Raw genomic sequence first — 17106 nt, 5'->3', positions numbered from 1 at the left:
CCCAAAACGGAGAGGGGTTAAGGACGCGCATCGCTCGCCTCGCCCGCAACATTGTCCACCGCCATCACCGGCGCAGCCTCACCCCCGCCCAGACTGTGAACATAGGCCGCGAGCATCCGCACCGTCGCTGCGTCAAGCCTGTCGCCCCAGCGTGGCATCACGCCCTGACGGCTGTTCCAGACGGTCTGGTGAAGGGAGTCCCCATCGCCACCATAGAGCCAGATGCCGTCGGTCAGGTTGGGCGCACCCAACTGGCGATTGCCCTTGCCCGCCGGGCCATGGCAGACCGCGCAATTGTCCGCAAAAAGCTGCGCGCCGCGCTGGGAGGCCGCGTCACCCCTTTGCTGGCCGCTGATCGTGCGGACATGAGCAACCACATCATCGACCTGCGCAGCCTGCAACAGCTGGTCGCGGCCAAAGGCTGGCATGATCGACAGGCGGGTTGCGGCATGATCGGGATTGCGGATGCCATCGACGATCGTCTTTTCGATGGTCGCCAGATCGCCGCCCCACAGCCAGTCGTCGTCGTTCAGGTTGGGATAGCCCTTCGATCCCGCAGCACCCGACCCATGGCACTGCACGCAATGGACCTTGAACGCGGCGCGGCCGCCATCGACCGCAGCCTGCATCAGGGCGGGCCTGGCCGGAAGCTGATCGATCGGGGTCGCCGCAATGGCGCGATGGATCGGTGCCACCTTCGCCGCCTGCGTCGCCATCTCCTTGGCCAGATCGCCACGGCTCGACCAGCCAAGCGCACCCTTGGTATAGCCCTCGATCAGCGGCCAGGCGGGATAGGCGATGACATAGCCCAGCGAAAACAGGATGCAGGCGTAGAATGTCCACAGCCACCAGCGCGGCAGTGGCGTATCCAGTTCCTCGATCCCGTCCCATTCATGCCCCATGGTGGGGGTGCCGGTCGGTTCGTCGATCTTGCTCTTGGTCGGGTCAGCCATGGTCGCCCCCCTTGGTTTCGCTGTCGGTAAAGATCATCGTGGCAGCATCGCCGCTGCGGCGGCGCGCGCCGGGCCGGAAATGCCAGCCGATGAGGACCAGATAGGTGAGGCCCATGAAAACCAGACCCCAGCTGTCGGCGAAATGGCGCATCGCGTCATAGCTCATCGCACCGTCTCCTGCGCGGCGGCGGCCTTGGTATCGACCAGCGTGCCGATCATCTGGAGATAGGCGACCAGCGCATCCATCTCGGTCAGCCTGTTCGGGTCACCGTCAAAATCGCGGACCTGCGCCTTGGGATAGCGCTTCACCAGCGCCGTGCTGTCCGCGCTGGGATCGGCCTGCGCCTTCAAATCCTCATTGGCGGCAGCGATCGCGGCCTTGTCATAGGGGACGCCGACCCGCGACAGGGCGGTCAGGTCGCCGCTCATGTCGCCTGCCTTCAATTCCCGCTCCGCCAGGAATGGATAGGTCGGCATGATCGATTCCGGCACGACCGCGCGGGGATCGACCAGATGCTGGACATGCCATTCATCCGAATAGCGCCCGCCCACACGGGCCAGGTCCGGCCCGGTGCGCTTGGACCCCCATTGGAAGGGGTGATCATACATGCTTTCGGCGGCCAGGCTGTAATGGCCATAGCGTTCGACTTCATCGCGGAACGGGCGGATCATCTGGCTATGGCAGTTGTAGCAGCCTTCGCGAATATAGATGTTGCGCCCGGCCAGTTCGAGCGGGGTGTAGGGGCGCATCCCCTCCACCTTCTCGATCGTGCTGTCGATCCAGAAGAGCGGCGCGATTTCCACGATGCCGCCAATGGCGACGACGATCAGCGACGCGATGCCCAGCAAAGAGACGTTACGCTCCAGTCGGCCATGATCGAAGAATTTGCGTTTTGTCTTGGTTTCCATGTCGGTTTCTCCGTCACGCGGCGTGCGGCTGGAGGGGACGATCCGCAGCAGGATCGAAGGCGGCGTCGCGCATCGGCTTTTCGTCCCGCCGGCGTCCGGCGATGGTCAGGCCGATATTGACCGCCATGATGATCGCACCGGCCAGATAGAGCAGGCCGCCCGCCGCGCGGATGACGTACATCGGGAACATGGCCTTCACGACTTCGGAGAAGGCGTAGACGAGGTAGCCGTCGCTGCCATATTCGCGCCACATCAGCCCCTGCATGATGCCCGCCGTCCACATCGCGGCGGCGTAAAGAACGATGCCGACGGTCGCCAACCAGAAGTGCCAGTTGACCATGCGCAGCGAATATAGGCGTTCCCGGCCCCACAGACGCGGCGTCATATAATAGAGGCAGGCGAAGGTGATCATGCCGTTCCAGCCCAAAGCCCCGCTATGGACATGGCCGATCGTCCAGTCGGTATAATGGGACAGGCTGTTGACCGCCTTGATCGACATCATCGGGCCTTCAAAGGTCGACATGCCGTAGAAGGCGAGCGCCATCACCATCATGCGGATGATCGGATCGGTGCGGATCTTGTCCCATGCGCCGTTCAGCGTCATCAGGCCGTTGATCATCCCGCCCCAGCTGGGCATCCACAGCATGATCGAAAACACCATGCCCAGCGTCTGCGCCCAGTCGGGCAGCGCGGTGTAATGCAGATGGTGCGGACCGGCCCAGATATAGAGGAAGATCAGCGACCAGAAATGGATGATCGACAGGCGATAGCTATAGACCGGGCGCTCGGCCTGCTTGGGGACGAAATAATACATCATCGCCAGGAAGCCGGCGGTCAGGAAGAAGCCGACCGCATTATGGCCATACCACCATTGGGTCAGCGCATCCTGCACCCCCGCAAAGGCGCTATAGCTTTTGGACCCCAGCAGGCTGACCGGCATCGACAGATTGTTGACGATGTGCAGCATGGCCACGGTGATGATGAAGGCGAGGTAAAACCAGTTGGCGACATAGATATGCGGTTCGGACCGCTTCAGGATCGTCCCGCCGAACACCAGCAGGTAACAGACCCACACCACCGTCAGCCACAGGTCGACATACCATTCCGGCTCGGCATATTCCTTGCCCTCGGTAATCCCCAGCAGATAGCCGGTGGCCGCCAGCACGATGAACATCTGGTATCCCCAGAACACGAACCGGGCCATCGTCGGGAAGGCGAGTCGTGCGCGGCAGGTGCGCTGCACGACATAGAAGCTGGTCGCGATCAGCGCATTGCCGCCAAAGGCGAAGATCACCGCCGACGTATGCAGCGGCCGCAACCGCCCGAAGCTGGTATATTCGATCCCCAGGTTCAGCGCCGGAAAGGCCAGCTGAAGCGCGATGTAGAGCCCGGCGAGAAATCCGGCCAGCCCCCAGAATATCGTCGCGATCACGCCCCAGCGGATCATGTCGTCATCATAGCGCCCCGGATCGGGCATTTTGAGCGCGCCACGCACGATCGCGCCATAATCGGCGCGATTGAGCGTGAGCGCCGCAAGCAGCAGTCCCGTCGCCGCGACGATCGTCATATGGACGGCAAAGCCGGTGTCCGCCGCCATGACGGCAGCAGCGGCTGCAAGCAGGGCCAGCGCGAACCATCCGCCCGCCTTGATGACCAATTGTTCCATGTTATCCCCCAGGAGATATGTTCGTCGCCGCGCCTGCACGGGCGGGCATCGACTGTCCTTGTCCTCTGTCAAAAGGGGGGATCGGGGTCTGTAGGGGAATGTCCCTAGCGAGTGATGGAAGCCGTTTGACCCGTTCGTCCCCCGCCTTCGCGGGGGCAGGCTCTGAGTAGCCATTGAGCGAAGTCGGAGTCGCAGACGACCGTAGGTCAAATGGCGTATCGAAGGATGCGTATGGACGCGATGCTTCGATACGAGCCTTCGACAAGCTCAGTCTCTACTCAGCACGAACGGATATTGTGGAACCCAAAATCATCGCGCTCTAACTGCGCCGATATGCATCGGTCAGGCCCCTTCGGCGCAGCAGGCCAGTTGGTCGCGGTCCAGAATATCGACCGTGCGCCGGTTCGGCAGCGCGATGATCCCGGCGCGCTTCATGTCGGTCATCTGGCGGCTGACCGTCTCGATCGTCAGGCCCAGCACATCGGCGACCTGCTGACGCGACAGGGGCAGGGCGAAGCTGTCGAGCGGCCCTGCGCCCTCCCCCGCCAGCCGGTGCGACATGTCGAGCAGGAAGGTCGCGATCTTTTCCCGCGCATTTTTGCGGCCCAGCAGCAGCATCCAGGCCCGCGCCCGATCGAGATCGTCCAGCGTGCGTTGCAGCAGGCGATGGCCCAATTCGGGATGGGTCCGGGCAAAGCCGTCGAAAGCGCCCCGCGTGAACAGGCACAGGCGCGCGTCGGTCAGCGCGGTGACGCTGTGCGGCGTGCTGCGGCCAAAGGGGCGGCCGATGAAATCGGATGGATAGACCACGCCGACAATCTGTTCGCGTCCGTCGCCGGTGGAGGCCGACAATTTGAGCGTGCCTTCGATGACATTGGCGACGATGGTGGCGTCGTCGCCTTCCCACATCACCGTTTGTCCGGCCTGCACCATGACCCGCCGACCAAGGCGATTGAGCGCGGCGCGCTCGTCATCCTCCAGCGTGCCGCAAATGGCGCGCGCGCGCACGTCGCATTGCTGGCAATAGCTGGCATCCTGGCAAGGAACCGGGGCGGCGGCGGGCGCGGTTTGCGCCAGATCAAAATGCATCATCATGATCGCTGCCTGACGCAGCGACAGGCGTGGGCCTATCCGTAATGTCCCTGATCGGGCGTCATTCCAGCCCGGCCTGAAACGCGATGCGCAGCGCTTCGGACAGGCTGCGCACGTCCAGTTTCTGCATCAGATTGGCGCGGTGAATTTCCACGGTGCGCGGCGAAATGCCCAGATCATAGGCGATCGACTTGTTGGGCAGCCCTTCGACCAGCCCGGCCAGCACCTCACGCTCCCGATCGGTCAGGATATTGAGGCGCGCCTGCGCCTCGTCGCGCCGGGCGCCCGCATCGCGGTGCATGGCGACCTGCGCATTGGCGGCGGCGATGGCGTCGAGCAGCGCCGCCTTCTCGAACGGCTTTTCGATGAAGTCGGTCGCGCCCGCCTTCATCGCGGCCACTGCCATGCCGACATCGCCATGGCCGGTCATGATGATGACGGGCAACAGGATGCCCCGCGCGCGCAATTCGCGCTGCACCTCCAGCCCGTCCATATCCGGCATCCGCACGTCCAGCAGGACGCAGCCCTGCTCCAGCGCGGCGGCATCCTTCAGGAACGGGATGCCGCCCGAAAAACTCTGCACCGCAAAGCCGCTGGTCTTGAGCATGAAGCTGAGCGATCGGCGGATCGCCTCATCATCATCGACGACATAGATGAGGGGTTGGGTCATGGCGTCAGTCCGCAGGGTCAAGGGTGAAGTGAAAGGCGACCCCGCCCCAACGCGACCGGCTCGTCCAGATGCGACCGCCATGCCCTTCGACGATGGTGCGGCTGATCGACAGGCCAACGCCCATGCCGGTGGGCTTGGTCGTGCTGAACGGGGTGAAGAGCGATCGTTCGGCGGCGGGATCAAGGCCGGGGCCGCTGTCGGCGATGATGATTTCCACCCGACCTTCCTCATCGGGGGCGGCTGAGAGATGCAGAATACGCATCGGCCGCCCGTCCATCGCTTCCACCGCATTGCGGACCAGGTTGATGATGACCTGCTGCACCTGCACCCGGTTGGCCATGATCCGGCCGACGCGCGGATCGACGGCGATATCCATGTCGATGCCCCGGCTGTCGATGCCGATAAAGGCCAGCGCGACCCCTTCCGACAACAAAGTGGCGACGGTTTCCGGCTGGCGGTCCGCCTCGCCCCGGCGGATGAATTCGCGCAGCGACCGGATGATTTCCCCCGCACGCAGCGCCTGGGTGGCGGCCTCGTCCATCGCTTCGCCCAGCAAGGCACGGTCGATCGCGCCCTCCTGCGCCAGCAGGTCGCGGCCTGCCTCCATATAATTGGCGATGGCAGTGAGCGGCTGGTTGAGTTCATGCGCCAGCGCGGCGGCCAGCGTCCCCATGGCGGTCACGCGCGACGCATGGCTGAGTTCTGCCTGCAAATCCTGCACCCGCCGCTCGGTCCGCTGCCGCTCGGTCAGGTCGCGGATGAAGCCGGTGAACAACGGTTCCCCCTGATCATGCACCTCGCCCACCGCCAGTTCGATCGGGAAGGTCGACCCGTCCCGCCGCCGCGCCGTGGTCAGGCGACCAATGCCGATGATCTTCTTTTCGCCCGTGTCGCGATAATGGGCCAGATAGCCGTCATGCCGATCCCGATCGGGCGAAGGCATCAGCATCGCCACATTCTCGCCCAGCACATCGGCTTCGCTATAGTGAAACATGCGCTGCGCCGCCGGGCTGAACGATATGATCCGCCCGCGCGCGTCGATGACGATCAAGGCGTCAGGCACCGTCGCCAGGATCGATCCCAGCAGCGCCTGTTCCAGGCTGTGCGCATCATCGCGCGGATCGACATCGTTGATCGCCATCGCCCATCACTGACCGGAAATCAGTGCGCCAGCAAGAGCGGAACCCGCGCTTCGCCGAGCAGATAACGGGTGACGCCGCCAAATATGGTCTCGCGCAGGCGGCTATGGCCAAAGGCTCCCATGGCAATCCAGTCCGCGCGCAACTCGTCCGCGGCGGCAGCCAGCGCCTCCTCGACCGTGCGGCCCTTGCGCGGCCATTCGTGGATTTCCGACGCGATGCCGTGACGGGAGAGATATTCGCTGGCATCGATCGGGGGGAAATCGCGCTTGGTCTTTTCCTCGACCGTGACGACATGCACCTCGCTGGCCAGCGCCAGCAACGGCCGGGCCGCGCACAACGCGACGGCGGCCTCATGCGATCCGTCCCACGCCACCATCGCCCGCCCCTGACAGGCAAAGCGCTGGCACCCCTGCGGCACGGCCAGGATCGGCGCACGGCTGCTGATCGCAAGGTCGGCGACGATCGGCAGCGGATCGCCAATCGCCCGGCGGCCCTGCGCCGGCAGGGTCACGACGATCGCATCGACCAGCCGGGACGCGGACAGCAGGCATTGCACGACATCGCCGTCACTGTGCCGCCAGTCCCACGTCACGCCCTCGCGCTGCATCCGCGCTTCGACCTTTTCCTTTTCTTGCGCCTCGGCGACGCGAATATTGTCGATGTCGCTGGGCAGCACATAGCTGCCGCCATACATATCCGCCGAAACATAATCGATTACCGGCGTGACCTGAAGGCAGCGGATATGCGCGCCGGTCGCGCGGGCAATGTCCAGCGCAACCTCCATCCTGCTCGTCTGGGCGCTATCCTCATGGATGTGCAGCAGGATGGTTTTCATGGGGTGAACTCCGGGCATAAGGGCATCAGGCGATTGCCTTCCTGATTATGCCGGAGCAGCCGCACCCTCCATCCGCAAATATCCCTATGCGCGCCCGGCAGCAGCGGCACGCGCCTTGCCCTGATCCAGCCCGTCAGATCAGATAGCCGATCTCATACAGACCCCAGCGCCGCCCGCCAAAGACCAGCGGCACGAACACGCTGCGCAGCGCGCGATAGCGGCCCTCGCCCAGATCCTGGCGATAGGTGAAGAGGAAGAAATCCCCCTCCCCGTCCAGCGCGCGACGGGTCTGGCTGTCCATGAACATCTGGCGATTGCGCGCATGTTCCATGTTCCAGCGCGGGTCGCCCGGCCGCTGGGGCTGGCTGCGCGTGCTGATATGGGTGGGAAGGTATCCGTTCATGTCGATCAGGCAGCAGCCGACGATTGCACTATCCTCGCTGGTACGCCGGTCCAGCGTCGGGCGCAGCAGCGCGTCGGCAAAGGCGGTGAAACGGGTCTGATATTGCGTAGGGTTGGACCCCTCGATCGCGCGATAGTCCGTGTCGAACAGGTCGGCCAGGCTCAGCTGATTGTCGGCAATCCCCTGCTGGATAAGCGCCATGACTTCATCCGCGCCCTCCTCCGCCAGCGCGATATAGCGGCTGTTGCGGGTGCGCTGCGGCCCGTGCGCGGCGGTATCGAGCATGGCGTTGGCCATCCCCTCCAGCCCTTCCAGCTGCCCGCGCGCTTCCTCGACCCGCGTCGCGCTTTCACTCGCCGACTGGCTGAACAGCGCCAGCCCCTGCCGCAGCGCTGCGACATCGCCATCCGCTTCGTCGGTGCAGGTCACGATCGCGTCGGACCGTTCGGCAAATTGCGTCACCAGCGACGCGATCTCCGCTATGCTCATCCGCAGCCGGTCGATATGCGTGCCAACATCCCGCCCCCGCACGATATTGGCCTCCACCCCGCCGATCAGCCGCCGTGCATCGCGATCCAGCTGGCCCAGCTTGTCGCCGACCGACGCCGCCGATTCGCCCGCCTGCCCCGCCAGCCGCCGGATTTCATCCGCGACCACGGCAAAGCCCTGCGTCGCCTCCCCGCCACGCGCCGCCTCGATGGCGGCATTGATGCCCAGCAGCCGCGTCTGTCGCGCGATCGCGCCCAGCTCGTCGGAAATATCGCCCACCGCCTCGATCACCGACAGGAACTGGCGCAAATGCCCCTCCAGTCCCGTGACATGCTCCACCAGTCCCGCCACTTCGCCCAGCGACAGTGTGATGACCTCATGCCCGTCGGCGATGATCCGCCCGGCCCGGCGCGCGGTCAGGCTCAATTCCTGCGCGGCGGCGACGCTTTCATTCTGGCTGCTGGCCAGCGTATTCATATTCGCCTGCAAATCGGACAGGCGCGCCGAATCCTGCTGGATGCGCCGGTTCAGCTCGCTCAGAAAGCCGGCCGTTTCGCTGCATTGCAACGCGATATCACCTGACCGTTCACCAAGGTCAGCCAGCAAGTCCCTGTTTTCCAAGCGTGCGCCCCAAATTTCTGGAAGAACGAATAGTGACGCATTAACCATGCACTGCAACACTTAATATTCCGACAAGCCATCAATCCGGCCGCTTGCATCGCACGCCGCGCTGCCCGACAAGGGCGGCCATGCTGCTCAATTTTCTCGATGCGCTCCGGGCCGCTGGCATCCCCGCCAGCATCAAGGAGCATCTGCTGCTGCTGGAAGCGCTGGACCGCGACGTCATCGAACGGCGGCCGGAGGATTTCTATTATCTCGCCCGCGCCACCTATGTGAAGGATGAAGGGCTGCTCGACCGTTTCGATCAGGTGTTCGGGCAAGTGTTCAAGGGTGTGCTGGGCAGTTCGGGTGTAGAGGCGGAGATACCGGAGGAATGGCTGCGGCTGGTCGCGGAAAAATATCTCAGTCCCGAAGAGATGGAGAAGATCAAGTCGCTGGGCGACTGGGACGAGATTATGGAGACGCTCAAGAAGCGACTGGAGGAGCAGCAGGGGCGGCATCAGGGCGGCAATAAATGGATCGGCACCGGCGGCACATCCCCCTTCGGCCATGGCGGCTATAATCCCGAAGGCGTCCGCATCGGCGGAGAGAGTAAACATAAGCGCGCGATCAAAGTGTGGGAAAAGCGCGACTTCGCCAATCTCGACAACACGAAGGAATTGGGCACCCGCAATATCAAGGTCGCGCTGCGCCGCCTGCGCCGTTTCGCGCGCGAAGGATCGGCGGAGGAACTGGACCTGGACGAAACCATCCGCGGCACGGCGCGGCAGGGCTGGCTCGACATTCGAATGCGCCCGGAACGGCATAATGCGGTCAAGCTGCTGCTGTTTCTGGATGTCGGCGGATCGATGGACCCGTTCGTCAAGCTGTGTGAGGAACTCTTCTCCGCAGCCACCAGCGAATTTAAGAATATGGAATTTTTCTACTTCCATAACTGCCTCTATGAAGGCGTGTGGAAGGATAATCGCCGCCGCTTTGCCGAACGCACCCCGACCTGGGACATCCTCCACAAATATGGCCATGACTATAAGGTGATCTTCGTCGGGGACGCGGCGATGAGTCCCTATGAGATCAGCCATCCGGGCGGATCGGTCGAACATATGAACGAGGAAGCAGGCGGGGTATGGCTGCAACGGGTGGCCCATACCTATCCCGCAACCGTGTGGCTCAACCCGACGCCGGAGGCGCATTGGGGCTATAGCCAGTCGACCCGCCTGATCCGCGAGGCGATGAATGACCGCATGTATCCGCTAACGATCGAGGGTATCGACGCGGCCATGCGGGAGCTGACCCGCAAGCGCTGATGACGGGCGTGGCGGCAGAGGCGCTGGCGCTGCTCCAGCGCGGCGACAGCGCGTCGGCGCGTGGGCTGATTGATGCCGGTTGCGCGCGGGGTGATGGCGACGCGCTGGCGATGCGGGCGCTCTGGCGCGTCGAAGGACGGCTGGTGCCGCGCGACCTGCCCGCCGCCCGCGCCGATCTGGCGGCTGCCAACACCATCAGCGCAGCACGGATTCTCGCCGGTTTTCTCGCTGCCGGCGTCGGCGGCGCGCGCGACTGGGCCGGGGCGCTGGCGATGCTCGACGACTGGGCAGCCCGCGATCCGATTGCCGCGCAACAGCGCGCCCTGATCGCAGCGATGGCGATCGACGCCAAAGGCGATCCGCTCGACCTGCCTGCGCCTCAGCCATTGTCCGACAGCCCGATGATCGTCGCCCTGCCCGGCCTGCTCACCGCGCCGGAATGTGACCTGCTCGCCACCCTGTCCGACCGGCGGTTGCGTCCGGCGCTGATCTTTCACGAAGGGCAAAAGCGCTTCGTCGCCGATCCTGTGCGCGATTCAGACGCGGCGGGGTTTCCGATCGTATCCGAATGGCCCGCCATCCACGCGATCAACCGCCGCCTGGCCGCCGCCAGCGGCACCGCCGTCGAACAGGGCGAGACGCTCCAGGTGCTGCGCTACCGCCCCGGCCAGCAATATCGCCCCCATCTCGACGCCGTGCCGGGCCTCACCAACCAGCGCAGCCTGACCCTGCTGGTCTATCTCAACGACGACTATAGCGGCGGCGAAACCCACTTCACCCGCCTCCCCCTCACCCATAGGGGCCGCAAGGGCGACGGGCTGCTGTTCGCCAACACCCTGCCCGACGACCGCCCCGACCCGATGAGCGAACATGCCGGACTACCCGTGCAATCCGGCACCAAGCTGATCGCCAGCCGCTGGATCAGACAGCGACCGCCCGAAGGCCCGAACGGCTTTGGCCAGCATGAGGCGACCTTGGCCTGACCCGGCTGTCCTACAGCAAACCAGCTTGCTATGATGCGCCACGCCCTTTGCGATAGGATCACGCCCACGCCATAAAATGTCGTATTTACCGGGAAATATGCGAAGTTAAGCCCGAAACAGCACTCCGCCCGTCATCGGCTCCGGCGCGCCCGTAGTGCCGGGAAAGCTGATCGGCAGCCCTTCCAGATGACGCACCGCCATATAGGCAAAACCCTGCGCCTCCAGCGCGTCGCCATCCCAGCCCAGCGCGTCCACAGCCCGAACCTCCACGCCGCATCGCGCCGCCAGCATCGCCATCAGCGTTTCATTATGCCGCCCGCCACCCGCGACATGCAGGCATAAAGGCCGCTCAGCCAGATGGTCGATGCCCCGCGCCACCGCTGCTGCTGAAAAGGCGGTCAGCGTCGCCGCGCCATCTTCGAGGCTCAACCCCTGCACCGCCTGGATCGTGAACGCTTCCCGGTCGATGCTCTTGGGCGGCGGCACCGCAAACCAGGGGTCGGCCAGCATCGCCGCCAGCCGCGCCTCATCGACGCGCCCTTGCGCGGCGCAAGCCCCGCCCGCGTCATAGGCCGCATCCCCATGCGCCTGCATCCAGTTGTCGATCAGTCCGCTCGCCATGCCGGTATCGAAAGCCGTCAGCGCCCCGTCCGATCCGATCGCGGTGACATTGGCGACCCCGCCCAGATTGAGGATCGCCACCGGCTTGTCCAGCCCGGCGGCCAGCGCGCGGTGATATACCGGCAGCAGCGGCGCGCCCTGCCCACCCGCCGCTACATCCGCGCTGCGCAGGTCGCCGACGACCGCTATGCCGAACGCCCCGGCCAGTGCCGCGCCGTCGCCAATCTGCCAGGTCCAGCGCCGGTCGGGCCTGTGCGCGACGGTATGGCCATGAAAGCCAATGACGCCGACATCCTCCGCCACATAGCCGCTGCGCCCCAGCAGGTCGGCCACCGCCTCGACATGCAATTCGGTGAGTTCCGCCTCGACCGACGCGATTAGCGGCTCGAACCCCGGCGCGTCCATCGCCATGGCGCGGGCGCAGGCTTCGGCCAGCCGCACCCGGAAGCCGTCATGATAGGCCTGCGCATGAAAAGCGACCGGCTTGACCTGCCCCTCACCGTCGGTCTCGATCAACGCCGCGTCGATCCCGTCGCGCGATGTTCCCGACATCAGGCCGATTGCCAGCATTTACAACTCTCCGCCTCTTTTACAGCCGCCCTCCCAATGCTACAGGCGCGCGCCATGAGCAACTATCAGTCCGACCTCCTGCGCCTGCTCGACACGCGCGGTTATATCCATGACGTCACCAATGCGGCGGGTCTCGACGCGCTGGCGCAGAAGGAGATCGTGCCCGGCTATATCGGGTTCGATCCGACCGCGCCGTCGCTCCATGTCGGCAGCCTGGTGCAGATCATGATGCTGCGGCGGATGCAGCAGGCGGGCCACAAGCCTATCGTTCTGATGGGCGGCGGCACCGGCAAGATCGGCGATCCCAGCTTCAAGGATGAAGCGCGCAAACTGCTGACCGACGATCTGATCACGTCCAACGTCGCCAGCATCAAGCGGGTGTTCGAGAAGTTCCTGACCTTTGGCGATGGCCCGACCGACGCGGTGATGGTCAACAATGCCGACTGGCTCGACAAACTGGAATATATCCCGTTCCTGCGTGACATTGGCCAGCATTTCTCGGTCAACCGGATGCTGAGCTTCGACAGCGTCAAGATGCGGCTGGAACGTGAACAGTCGCTCAGCTTCCTCGAATTTAATTACATGATCCTGCAAGCCTATGACTTTCTGGAACTGTCGCGCCGTTCGGCCTGCCGGTTGCAGATGGGCGGATCGGACCAGTGGGGCAATATCGTCAACGGCATCGAACTCTCGCGCCGGGTCGATGGCACGCAGGTTTATGGCCTGACCAGCCCGCTGATCACCACGGCAGACGGCGGCAAGATGGGCAAGACCATGAATGGCGCGGTCTGGCTGAACGCCGACGCGCTGCCGCCCTATGATTATTGGCAATTCTGGCGCAACACCCAGGATGCCGATGTCGGGCGCTTCATGCGGCTGTTCACCGACCTGCCGCTCGACGAGATCGCCCGGCTGGAAGCCTTGCAGGGCGCGGAGATCAACGAGGCGAAAAAGATACTGGCCGACGCCGCCACCGCCATGGCCCATGGCGCAGAGGCAGCCGCCGCCTCGGCGGAAACGGCCCGCAAAACCTTCGAGGAAGGCGCATCCGACGCCAACCTGCCGACCGTCAGCCTCGGCGCGGACGGGCTGACCGTGGTGCAGGCTAATGTCGCGCTCGGCTTCGCCACGTCGAACAAGGAAGCGCGGCGGAAATTGTCGGAAAATGCGATCCGCGTGAACGGCAATGTGGTGAACGATCCTGCCCTGACGCTAAAACCGGGCGACAAGGTGAGTTTCGGCGCGAAAAAGCATGGGATCGTGGTCGCCTGACGCAGAAAGAATGTTAGGGGGAAATTAACGCTTTCCCCTAGCAAAGCGTCCATCTTCGCCGCCCTAGGCTGCGGCTATGTCGTCGCTGTTCGCCAACCTCAATCATGTCATGCGTTCGCGCGATCCGGCAGTGGATCAGCGCCGGGCCACCCGTGATCTGGTCGATATGGTCAGCCATGTCACCGCGCGCGGCCGCACCCATGGCGTGCGGATCATCAACATTTCCGCGCTCGGTGCCATGTGCCGCACCGAAGGCGAATTGCTGATGGGCGAGCGGCTGACCCTCTGGCTGCCGATCCTGAAGGACCATCCCGCCGAAGTGCGCTGGGTCGAGGACGGGCGGCTGGGCATCGAATTTCTGAAACCCATCGCCCCGCGCACTTATGACGCGCTGATGGCCCTGGTCCCGCCGCGCCGTACGGCCTGGTAGCGGGTCGCTACCCGCCGCCCGCTGCCTCAGAAGCGATAACCGACCCCGGCGAGCAACTGATGGCTCGACAGCTTGTTCGGCAGATCACGATAACGATATTCGACGCGCGGCGTGATCCCGCTGGTCAACTCGGATTCAAAGCCCGCACCAACCAGCAGCCCCTCATCCCGCCGTTTGATCGGTATCGACAGGATTGTCGGCCCGGTAAACACAGTGCGGTTCTTCTCAGCCGCATAGCCACCCCGCGCATAGATCATCGAGCGAGGACCGACCAGAAAGCCCGCGCGTGCGGTGAAGGCGTAGCTCACCCCCTTGGGCTCAACGATATATTCCGTGCCAGCCCCGTCATCGGACCACAGGGTGCTGGAGCCATCCATCAACTCCGCCTGAATGCCAAGGCGCAGGCGATCGACGGGAATGTCATAACCGACAAATGCCCCATAGACGAAGTCGTCCCTGGCCTTGCTGAAATCGACGTTCCCGACAAAATATTCCACGGATCGGGATTGATAGCCTGCCTGCGCGCCGACGATCAGGCCGGACAGTGGCGGTTCCTGACTAAACGCCACCCCAGGGATGAGCAACGTGGCAAGCGCTAATGAAATCTTGATCATCTTATCCTCCCATTTTCCCGATGTGACGTCGCGGCGCTCAAGTAACCGTCCATCCATTGTGAAATTAGGTCGCAGGCTTTGGGAGGGCTTTGTTCGGTACACACAGCATCGCCTACCCACCGCGCAGCAAGCCAACCGCCGCATCCCGCTCGAACAGATAGAGGCAGGTTCGCGCTGCCTGTCCGCGCGGGCTGTCGAGGCCACCGTCGCGGTCGATCAGCAGATGGGCGTCATCGCGCGCCGCGTCCAGCAAGGACGCCAAATGCTCTGGCGTCGCGAGCTTCAACTGCTGCTCGCCCGACTGGCGCGTCCCCAGCACTTCGCCCGCGCCGCGCAGTTTCAGATCCTCCTCGGCAATGCGGAAGCCATCGTTCGTCTCGCGCATCAGCGCCAGCCGCGCCCGCGACGTTTCGCCTAGCGCATTGCCGCGCAGCAGCAGGCAGACCGACGGCTTGTCACCGCGACCGACCCGCCCGCGCAACTGGTGTAGCTGCGCCAGGCCGAAGCGGTCCGCCCCTTCGATGATGATCAGGCTGGAGTTTGGCACATCGACGCCGACCTCGATCACAGTGGTTGCGACCAATATCTGCGTCCGGTTGGCAGCGAACGCCTCCATCGCGGCGTCCTTGTCCGGCCCTTTCATCCGGCCATGGACCAGCCCGACCCGATCGCCAAAGCGCAGCTTCAACGATTCGGCGCGGGCCTCCGCCGCTGCCTGATCACTGGTCTCGCTCTCCTCGACCAGCGGACAGACCCAATAGGCTTGTCCGCCGCCCTCGACATGGCGGGCCAGCGCATCGACCACTTCGTCCAGCCGGGTCGCTGCCATCACCACGGTCTGGATCGGCTGGCGGCCGGGCGGCATCTCGTCCAGCTTGGACACCTCCATCTCGCCATAATATGTCAGGGTCAGTGTCCGGGGAATCGGCGTCGCGGTCATCACCAGCAGATGCGGCGCGCGCTCCGCCTTGTTCGCCAGCATCATCCGCTGGGCGACGCCGAAGCGATGCTGCTCGTCGATCACGGCAAGACCCAGATGCTTATACTGCACTGCCTCCTGAAAGATCGCGTGGGTGCCGACCAATATGTCGATGCTGCCATCGGCCAGCCCCATCAGCGTGGCCTCCCGCACCTTGCCCTTGTCGCGCCCGGTCAGGATGGCGATCTCCACCGGCAGGCCCGACGCCATTTTGCGCAGCGTCTCATAATGCTGCCGCGCCAATATTTCGGTCGGGGCCAGCATCGCGCCCTGCATCCCGGCCTCAACGGCGTTAAGCAACGCCATCAACGCCACCAAAGTCTTGCCCGATCCGACATCGCCCTGGAGCAGCCGCAGCATCGGCGTGGCCTGCGCCATGTCGCCTTCAATCTCGCCGAACGCCCGCCGCTGCGCCCCGGTCGGTGCGAAGGGCAGTTTGAGCATCGCCCGCAACCGCCCGTCGCGCGCGATCGGCACGCCGCGCCGCCGCCGCGACGATTGCCGCACCAGCATTAGTGCCAGCTGCCCCGCGAAAATCTCGTCATAGGCCAGCCGTTCGCGGACGATGGAGTCAGAGGGGTCGGCATGAATACGCGCCAGCGCCTCACGCCATGTCGGCCAGTCCTTGCGCGCCAGCAGGCTCGGTTCGATCCATTCGGGCAGGTCCGGCGCACGGGCCAGCGCCTGCCCCACCAGATCGCGCATCCGGTTGTTGGTCAGCCCTTCGGACAGGCCATAGACCGGTTCGCGCGCAGGGATGGTCGCGGCTTCCTCTGGCGGCAGCACATGGTCCGGGTGGACGATCTGGAGATTGTCGCCATAGGCCTCCAGCTTGCCCGACACGAATTTGGGTTCACCCAGCGGCAACAGCTTGCGCGGCCAGGCGCTGTTCCGGCCGAAATAGGTCAGCGACACATAATTGCCGTGCCTGTCGGTCGCATGGACGCGGAACGGCGCGCGGGCGCTGCCGCTGGCGCGATAGTCCACCGGCGTCAGGACGATGCCGATCACCCGGCCCGTATCCGCCATATCCAGCTCGTCGGTCAGGACGCGATCGACCCAGCTGACCGGCAGATGGAACGCCACATCGACCGCGCGCGCCAGCCCCAGCCGCTCCAGCGGACGGGCCAGCGCCGGTCCAATGCCCTTAAGGACAGAGATTTCGGCAAAGAGCGGATTGAGAATATCGGGTCGCATGTCTATCTGGCCAGCATCTACCCCAGCCGGGACGATGGCACAAACATCCGATCGGCTTTTTCGGCGTGTCCGCAAAAGGAACAAATTGTGAACGATGATCCCCAGATGCGCCGCCTGAAATTCCGCGCCTGGCACCGTGGCACGCGCGAATCCGATTATGCGGTCGGCGGATTCTTCGAGCGCTATCACATGGAATGGAACGCCGAGGAAATCGCCTGGTTCGAGCGGTTCATGGATGAACAGGATGCCGACATCATCGGCTGGGCGCTGGGCACCATCCCCGTGCCGGACGAATGGAAGGGGCCGATGATGGACAAGTTTTTGAAGCTCGATTTCGTGAAGATCGAGAACTGACC

17 protein-coding genes are annotated in these 17106 nt (G+C 64.2%); 5 read left to right on the top strand and 12 right to left on the bottom strand.

What is annotated here, in order from left to right; all coding sequences use genetic code 11:
• Positions 1–17 precede the first annotated feature (17 nt).
• The 9 genes from ccoP to Q0D44_RS10800 form a co-directional block, all read right to left on the bottom strand.
• Entirely contained in the window at positions 18–953 is a 936-nt protein-coding gene (ccoP, locus tag Q0D44_RS10840) for a cytochrome-c oxidase, cbb3-type subunit III (RefSeq protein WP_294136483.1), read from the bottom strand.
• Complete coding sequence (locus tag Q0D44_RS10835) at positions 946–1119, bottom strand: cbb3-type cytochrome c oxidase subunit 3 (RefSeq protein WP_294136481.1); 174 nt, start codon at positions 1117–1119, stop codon at positions 946–948. The genes ccoP and Q0D44_RS10835 overlap by 8 nt, the downstream gene beginning before the upstream one ends.
• Positions 1116–1862: a cytochrome-c oxidase, cbb3-type subunit II gene (gene ccoO / locus Q0D44_RS10830; RefSeq protein ID WP_294136480.1), complete on the bottom strand. Its 747-nt coding sequence runs from the start codon at positions 1860–1862 to the stop codon at positions 1116–1118. The genes Q0D44_RS10835 and ccoO overlap by 4 nt, the downstream gene beginning before the upstream one ends.
• A gap of 13 nt (positions 1863–1875) precedes the next feature.
• Entirely contained in the window at positions 1876–3528 is a 1653-nt protein-coding gene (gene ccoN, locus Q0D44_RS10825; RefSeq protein WP_294136479.1) for a cytochrome-c oxidase, cbb3-type subunit I, read from the bottom strand.
• Between the two features lie 342 nt (positions 3529–3870).
• The gene (locus tag Q0D44_RS10820) at positions 3871–4623 is read right to left on the bottom strand and encodes a Crp/Fnr family transcriptional regulator (protein WP_294136477.1); all 753 of its coding nucleotides are present in this window, start codon (positions 4621–4623) and stop codon (positions 3871–3873) included.
• Between the two features lie 58 nt (positions 4624–4681).
• Positions 4682–5290 carry a response regulator FixJ gene (gene fixJ / locus Q0D44_RS10815; protein ID WP_294136475.1) on the bottom strand — a complete coding sequence of 203 codons (609 nt, stop codon included), beginning with the start codon at positions 5288–5290 and terminating at the stop codon, positions 4682–4684.
• A 4-nt stretch (positions 5291–5294) separates the two neighbouring features.
• Positions 5295–6431: a PAS domain S-box protein gene (locus tag Q0D44_RS10810; RefSeq protein ID WP_294136473.1), complete on the bottom strand. Its 1137-nt coding sequence runs from the start codon at positions 6429–6431 to the stop codon at positions 5295–5297.
• Positions 6432–6451: 20 nt separating this feature from the next.
• Positions 6452–7267 carry a universal stress protein gene (locus Q0D44_RS10805; RefSeq protein ID WP_294136471.1) on the bottom strand — a complete coding sequence of 272 codons (816 nt, stop codon included), beginning with the start codon at positions 7265–7267 and terminating at the stop codon, positions 6452–6454.
• 133 nt (positions 7268–7400) lie between these two features.
• Positions 7401–8765, bottom strand: coding sequence for a methyl-accepting chemotaxis protein (locus Q0D44_RS10800; RefSeq protein ID WP_294136508.1), 1365 nt, complete (start codon positions 8763–8765; stop codon positions 7401–7403).
• A gap of 143 nt (positions 8766–8908) precedes the next feature.
• On the opposite strand from Q0D44_RS10800, the gene Q0D44_RS10795 reads away from it, so the two are divergent.
• The gene (locus Q0D44_RS10795) at positions 8909–10084 is read left to right on the top strand and encodes a VWA domain-containing protein (protein WP_294136469.1); all 1176 of its coding nucleotides are present in this window, start codon (positions 8909–8911) and stop codon (positions 10082–10084) included.
• Positions 10084–11067 carry a 2OG-Fe(II) oxygenase gene (locus Q0D44_RS10790; protein WP_294136445.1) on the top strand — a complete coding sequence of 328 codons (984 nt, stop codon included), beginning with the start codon at positions 10084–10086 and terminating at the stop codon, positions 11065–11067. The genes Q0D44_RS10795 and Q0D44_RS10790 overlap by 1 nt, the downstream gene beginning before the upstream one ends.
• A 105-nt stretch (positions 11068–11172) precedes the next feature.
• Here Q0D44_RS10790 and Q0D44_RS10785 read toward each other — a convergent pair whose 3' ends face one another.
• Positions 11173–12258, bottom strand: coding sequence for an anhydro-N-acetylmuramic acid kinase (locus tag Q0D44_RS10785; RefSeq protein WP_294136440.1), 1086 nt, complete (start codon positions 12256–12258; stop codon positions 11173–11175).
• Between the two features lie 54 nt (positions 12259–12312).
• On the opposite strand from Q0D44_RS10785, the gene tyrS reads away from it, so the two are divergent.
• Both tyrS and Q0D44_RS10775 read left to right on the top strand, forming a co-directional pair.
• Positions 12313–13530, top strand: coding sequence for a tyrosine--tRNA ligase (gene tyrS, locus Q0D44_RS10780; protein WP_294136438.1), 1218 nt, complete (start codon positions 12313–12315; stop codon positions 13528–13530).
• A gap of 76 nt (positions 13531–13606) precedes the next feature.
• The gene (locus Q0D44_RS10775) at positions 13607–13960 is read left to right on the top strand and encodes a PilZ domain-containing protein (RefSeq protein ID WP_294136437.1); all 354 of its coding nucleotides are present in this window, start codon (positions 13607–13609) and stop codon (positions 13958–13960) included.
• Between the two features lie 26 nt (positions 13961–13986).
• On the opposite strand, the gene Q0D44_RS10770 is transcribed toward Q0D44_RS10775, so the two are convergent.
• Together Q0D44_RS10770 and recG are read right to left on the bottom strand one after the other, a co-directional pair.
• Positions 13987–14574: a porin family protein gene (locus tag Q0D44_RS10770; protein WP_294136436.1), complete on the bottom strand. Its 588-nt coding sequence runs from the start codon at positions 14572–14574 to the stop codon at positions 13987–13989.
• Positions 14575–14686: 112 nt separating this feature from the next.
• Complete coding sequence (gene recG / locus Q0D44_RS10765) at positions 14687–16750, bottom strand: ATP-dependent DNA helicase RecG (RefSeq protein ID WP_294136434.1); 2064 nt, start codon at positions 16748–16750, stop codon at positions 14687–14689.
• Positions 16751–16837: 87 nt separating this feature from the next.
• On the opposite strand from recG, the gene Q0D44_RS10760 reads away from it, so the two are divergent.
• Positions 16838–17104 carry a succinate dehydrogenase assembly factor 2 gene (locus Q0D44_RS10760; RefSeq protein ID WP_294136432.1) on the top strand — a complete coding sequence of 89 codons (267 nt, stop codon included), beginning with the start codon at positions 16838–16840 and terminating at the stop codon, positions 17102–17104.
• The last annotated feature ends 2 nt before the right edge of the window (positions 17105–17106 follow it).

The sequence above is a fragment of the Sphingobium sp. genome (assembly GCA_023266575.1).
GTDB lineage: Bacteria > Pseudomonadota > Alphaproteobacteria > Sphingomonadales > Sphingomonadaceae > Sphingobium.
The sequence above is the reverse complement of the archived record's forward strand: the minus strand, read 5'-3'. Positions and strand labels throughout refer to the sequence as shown.

Excerpts from the sequence above, each read along its gene's own strand:
- ccoP (WP_294136483.1), bottom strand. The coding sequence starts at position 953 with ATGGCTGACCCGACCAAGAGCAAGATCGACGAACCGACCGGCACCCCC.
- Q0D44_RS10835 (WP_294136481.1), bottom strand. The coding sequence starts at position 1,119 with ATGAGCTATGACGCGATGCGCCATTTCGCCGACAGCTGGGGTCTGGTT.
- ccoO (WP_294136480.1), bottom strand. The coding sequence starts at position 1,862 with ATGGAAACCAAGACAAAACGCAAATTCTTCGATCATGGCCGACTGGAG.
- ccoN (WP_294136479.1), bottom strand. The coding sequence starts at position 3,528 with ATGGAACAATTGGTCATCAAGGCGGGCGGATGGTTCGCGCTGGCCCTG.
- Q0D44_RS10820 (WP_294136477.1), bottom strand. The coding sequence starts at position 4,623 with ATGATGATGCATTTTGATCTGGCGCAAACCGCGCCCGCCGCCGCCCCG.
- fixJ (WP_294136475.1), bottom strand. The coding sequence starts at position 5,290 with ATGACCCAACCCCTCATCTATGTCGTCGATGATGATGAGGCGATCCGC.
- Q0D44_RS10810 (WP_294136473.1), bottom strand. The coding sequence starts at position 6,431 with ATGGCGATCAACGATGTCGATCCGCGCGATGATGCGCACAGCCTGGAA.
- Q0D44_RS10805 (WP_294136471.1), bottom strand. The coding sequence starts at position 7,267 with ATGAAAACCATCCTGCTGCACATCCATGAGGATAGCGCCCAGACGAGC.
- Q0D44_RS10795 (WP_294136469.1), top strand. The coding sequence starts at position 8,909 with ATGCTGCTCAATTTTCTCGATGCGCTCCGGGCCGCTGGCATCCCCGCC.
- Q0D44_RS10790 (WP_294136445.1), top strand. The coding sequence starts at position 10,084 with ATGACGGGCGTGGCGGCAGAGGCGCTGGCGCTGCTCCAGCGCGGCGAC.
- Q0D44_RS10785 (WP_294136440.1), bottom strand. The coding sequence starts at position 12,258 with ATGCTGGCAATCGGCCTGATGTCGGGAACATCGCGCGACGGGATCGAC.
- tyrS (WP_294136438.1), top strand. The coding sequence starts at position 12,313 with ATGAGCAACTATCAGTCCGACCTCCTGCGCCTGCTCGACACGCGCGGT.
- Q0D44_RS10775 (WP_294136437.1), top strand. The coding sequence starts at position 13,607 with ATGTCGTCGCTGTTCGCCAACCTCAATCATGTCATGCGTTCGCGCGAT.
- Q0D44_RS10770 (WP_294136436.1), bottom strand. The coding sequence starts at position 14,574 with ATGATCAAGATTTCATTAGCGCTTGCCACGTTGCTCATCCCTGGGGTG.
- recG (WP_294136434.1), bottom strand. The coding sequence starts at position 16,750 with ATGCGACCCGATATTCTCAATCCGCTCTTTGCCGAAATCTCTGTCCTT.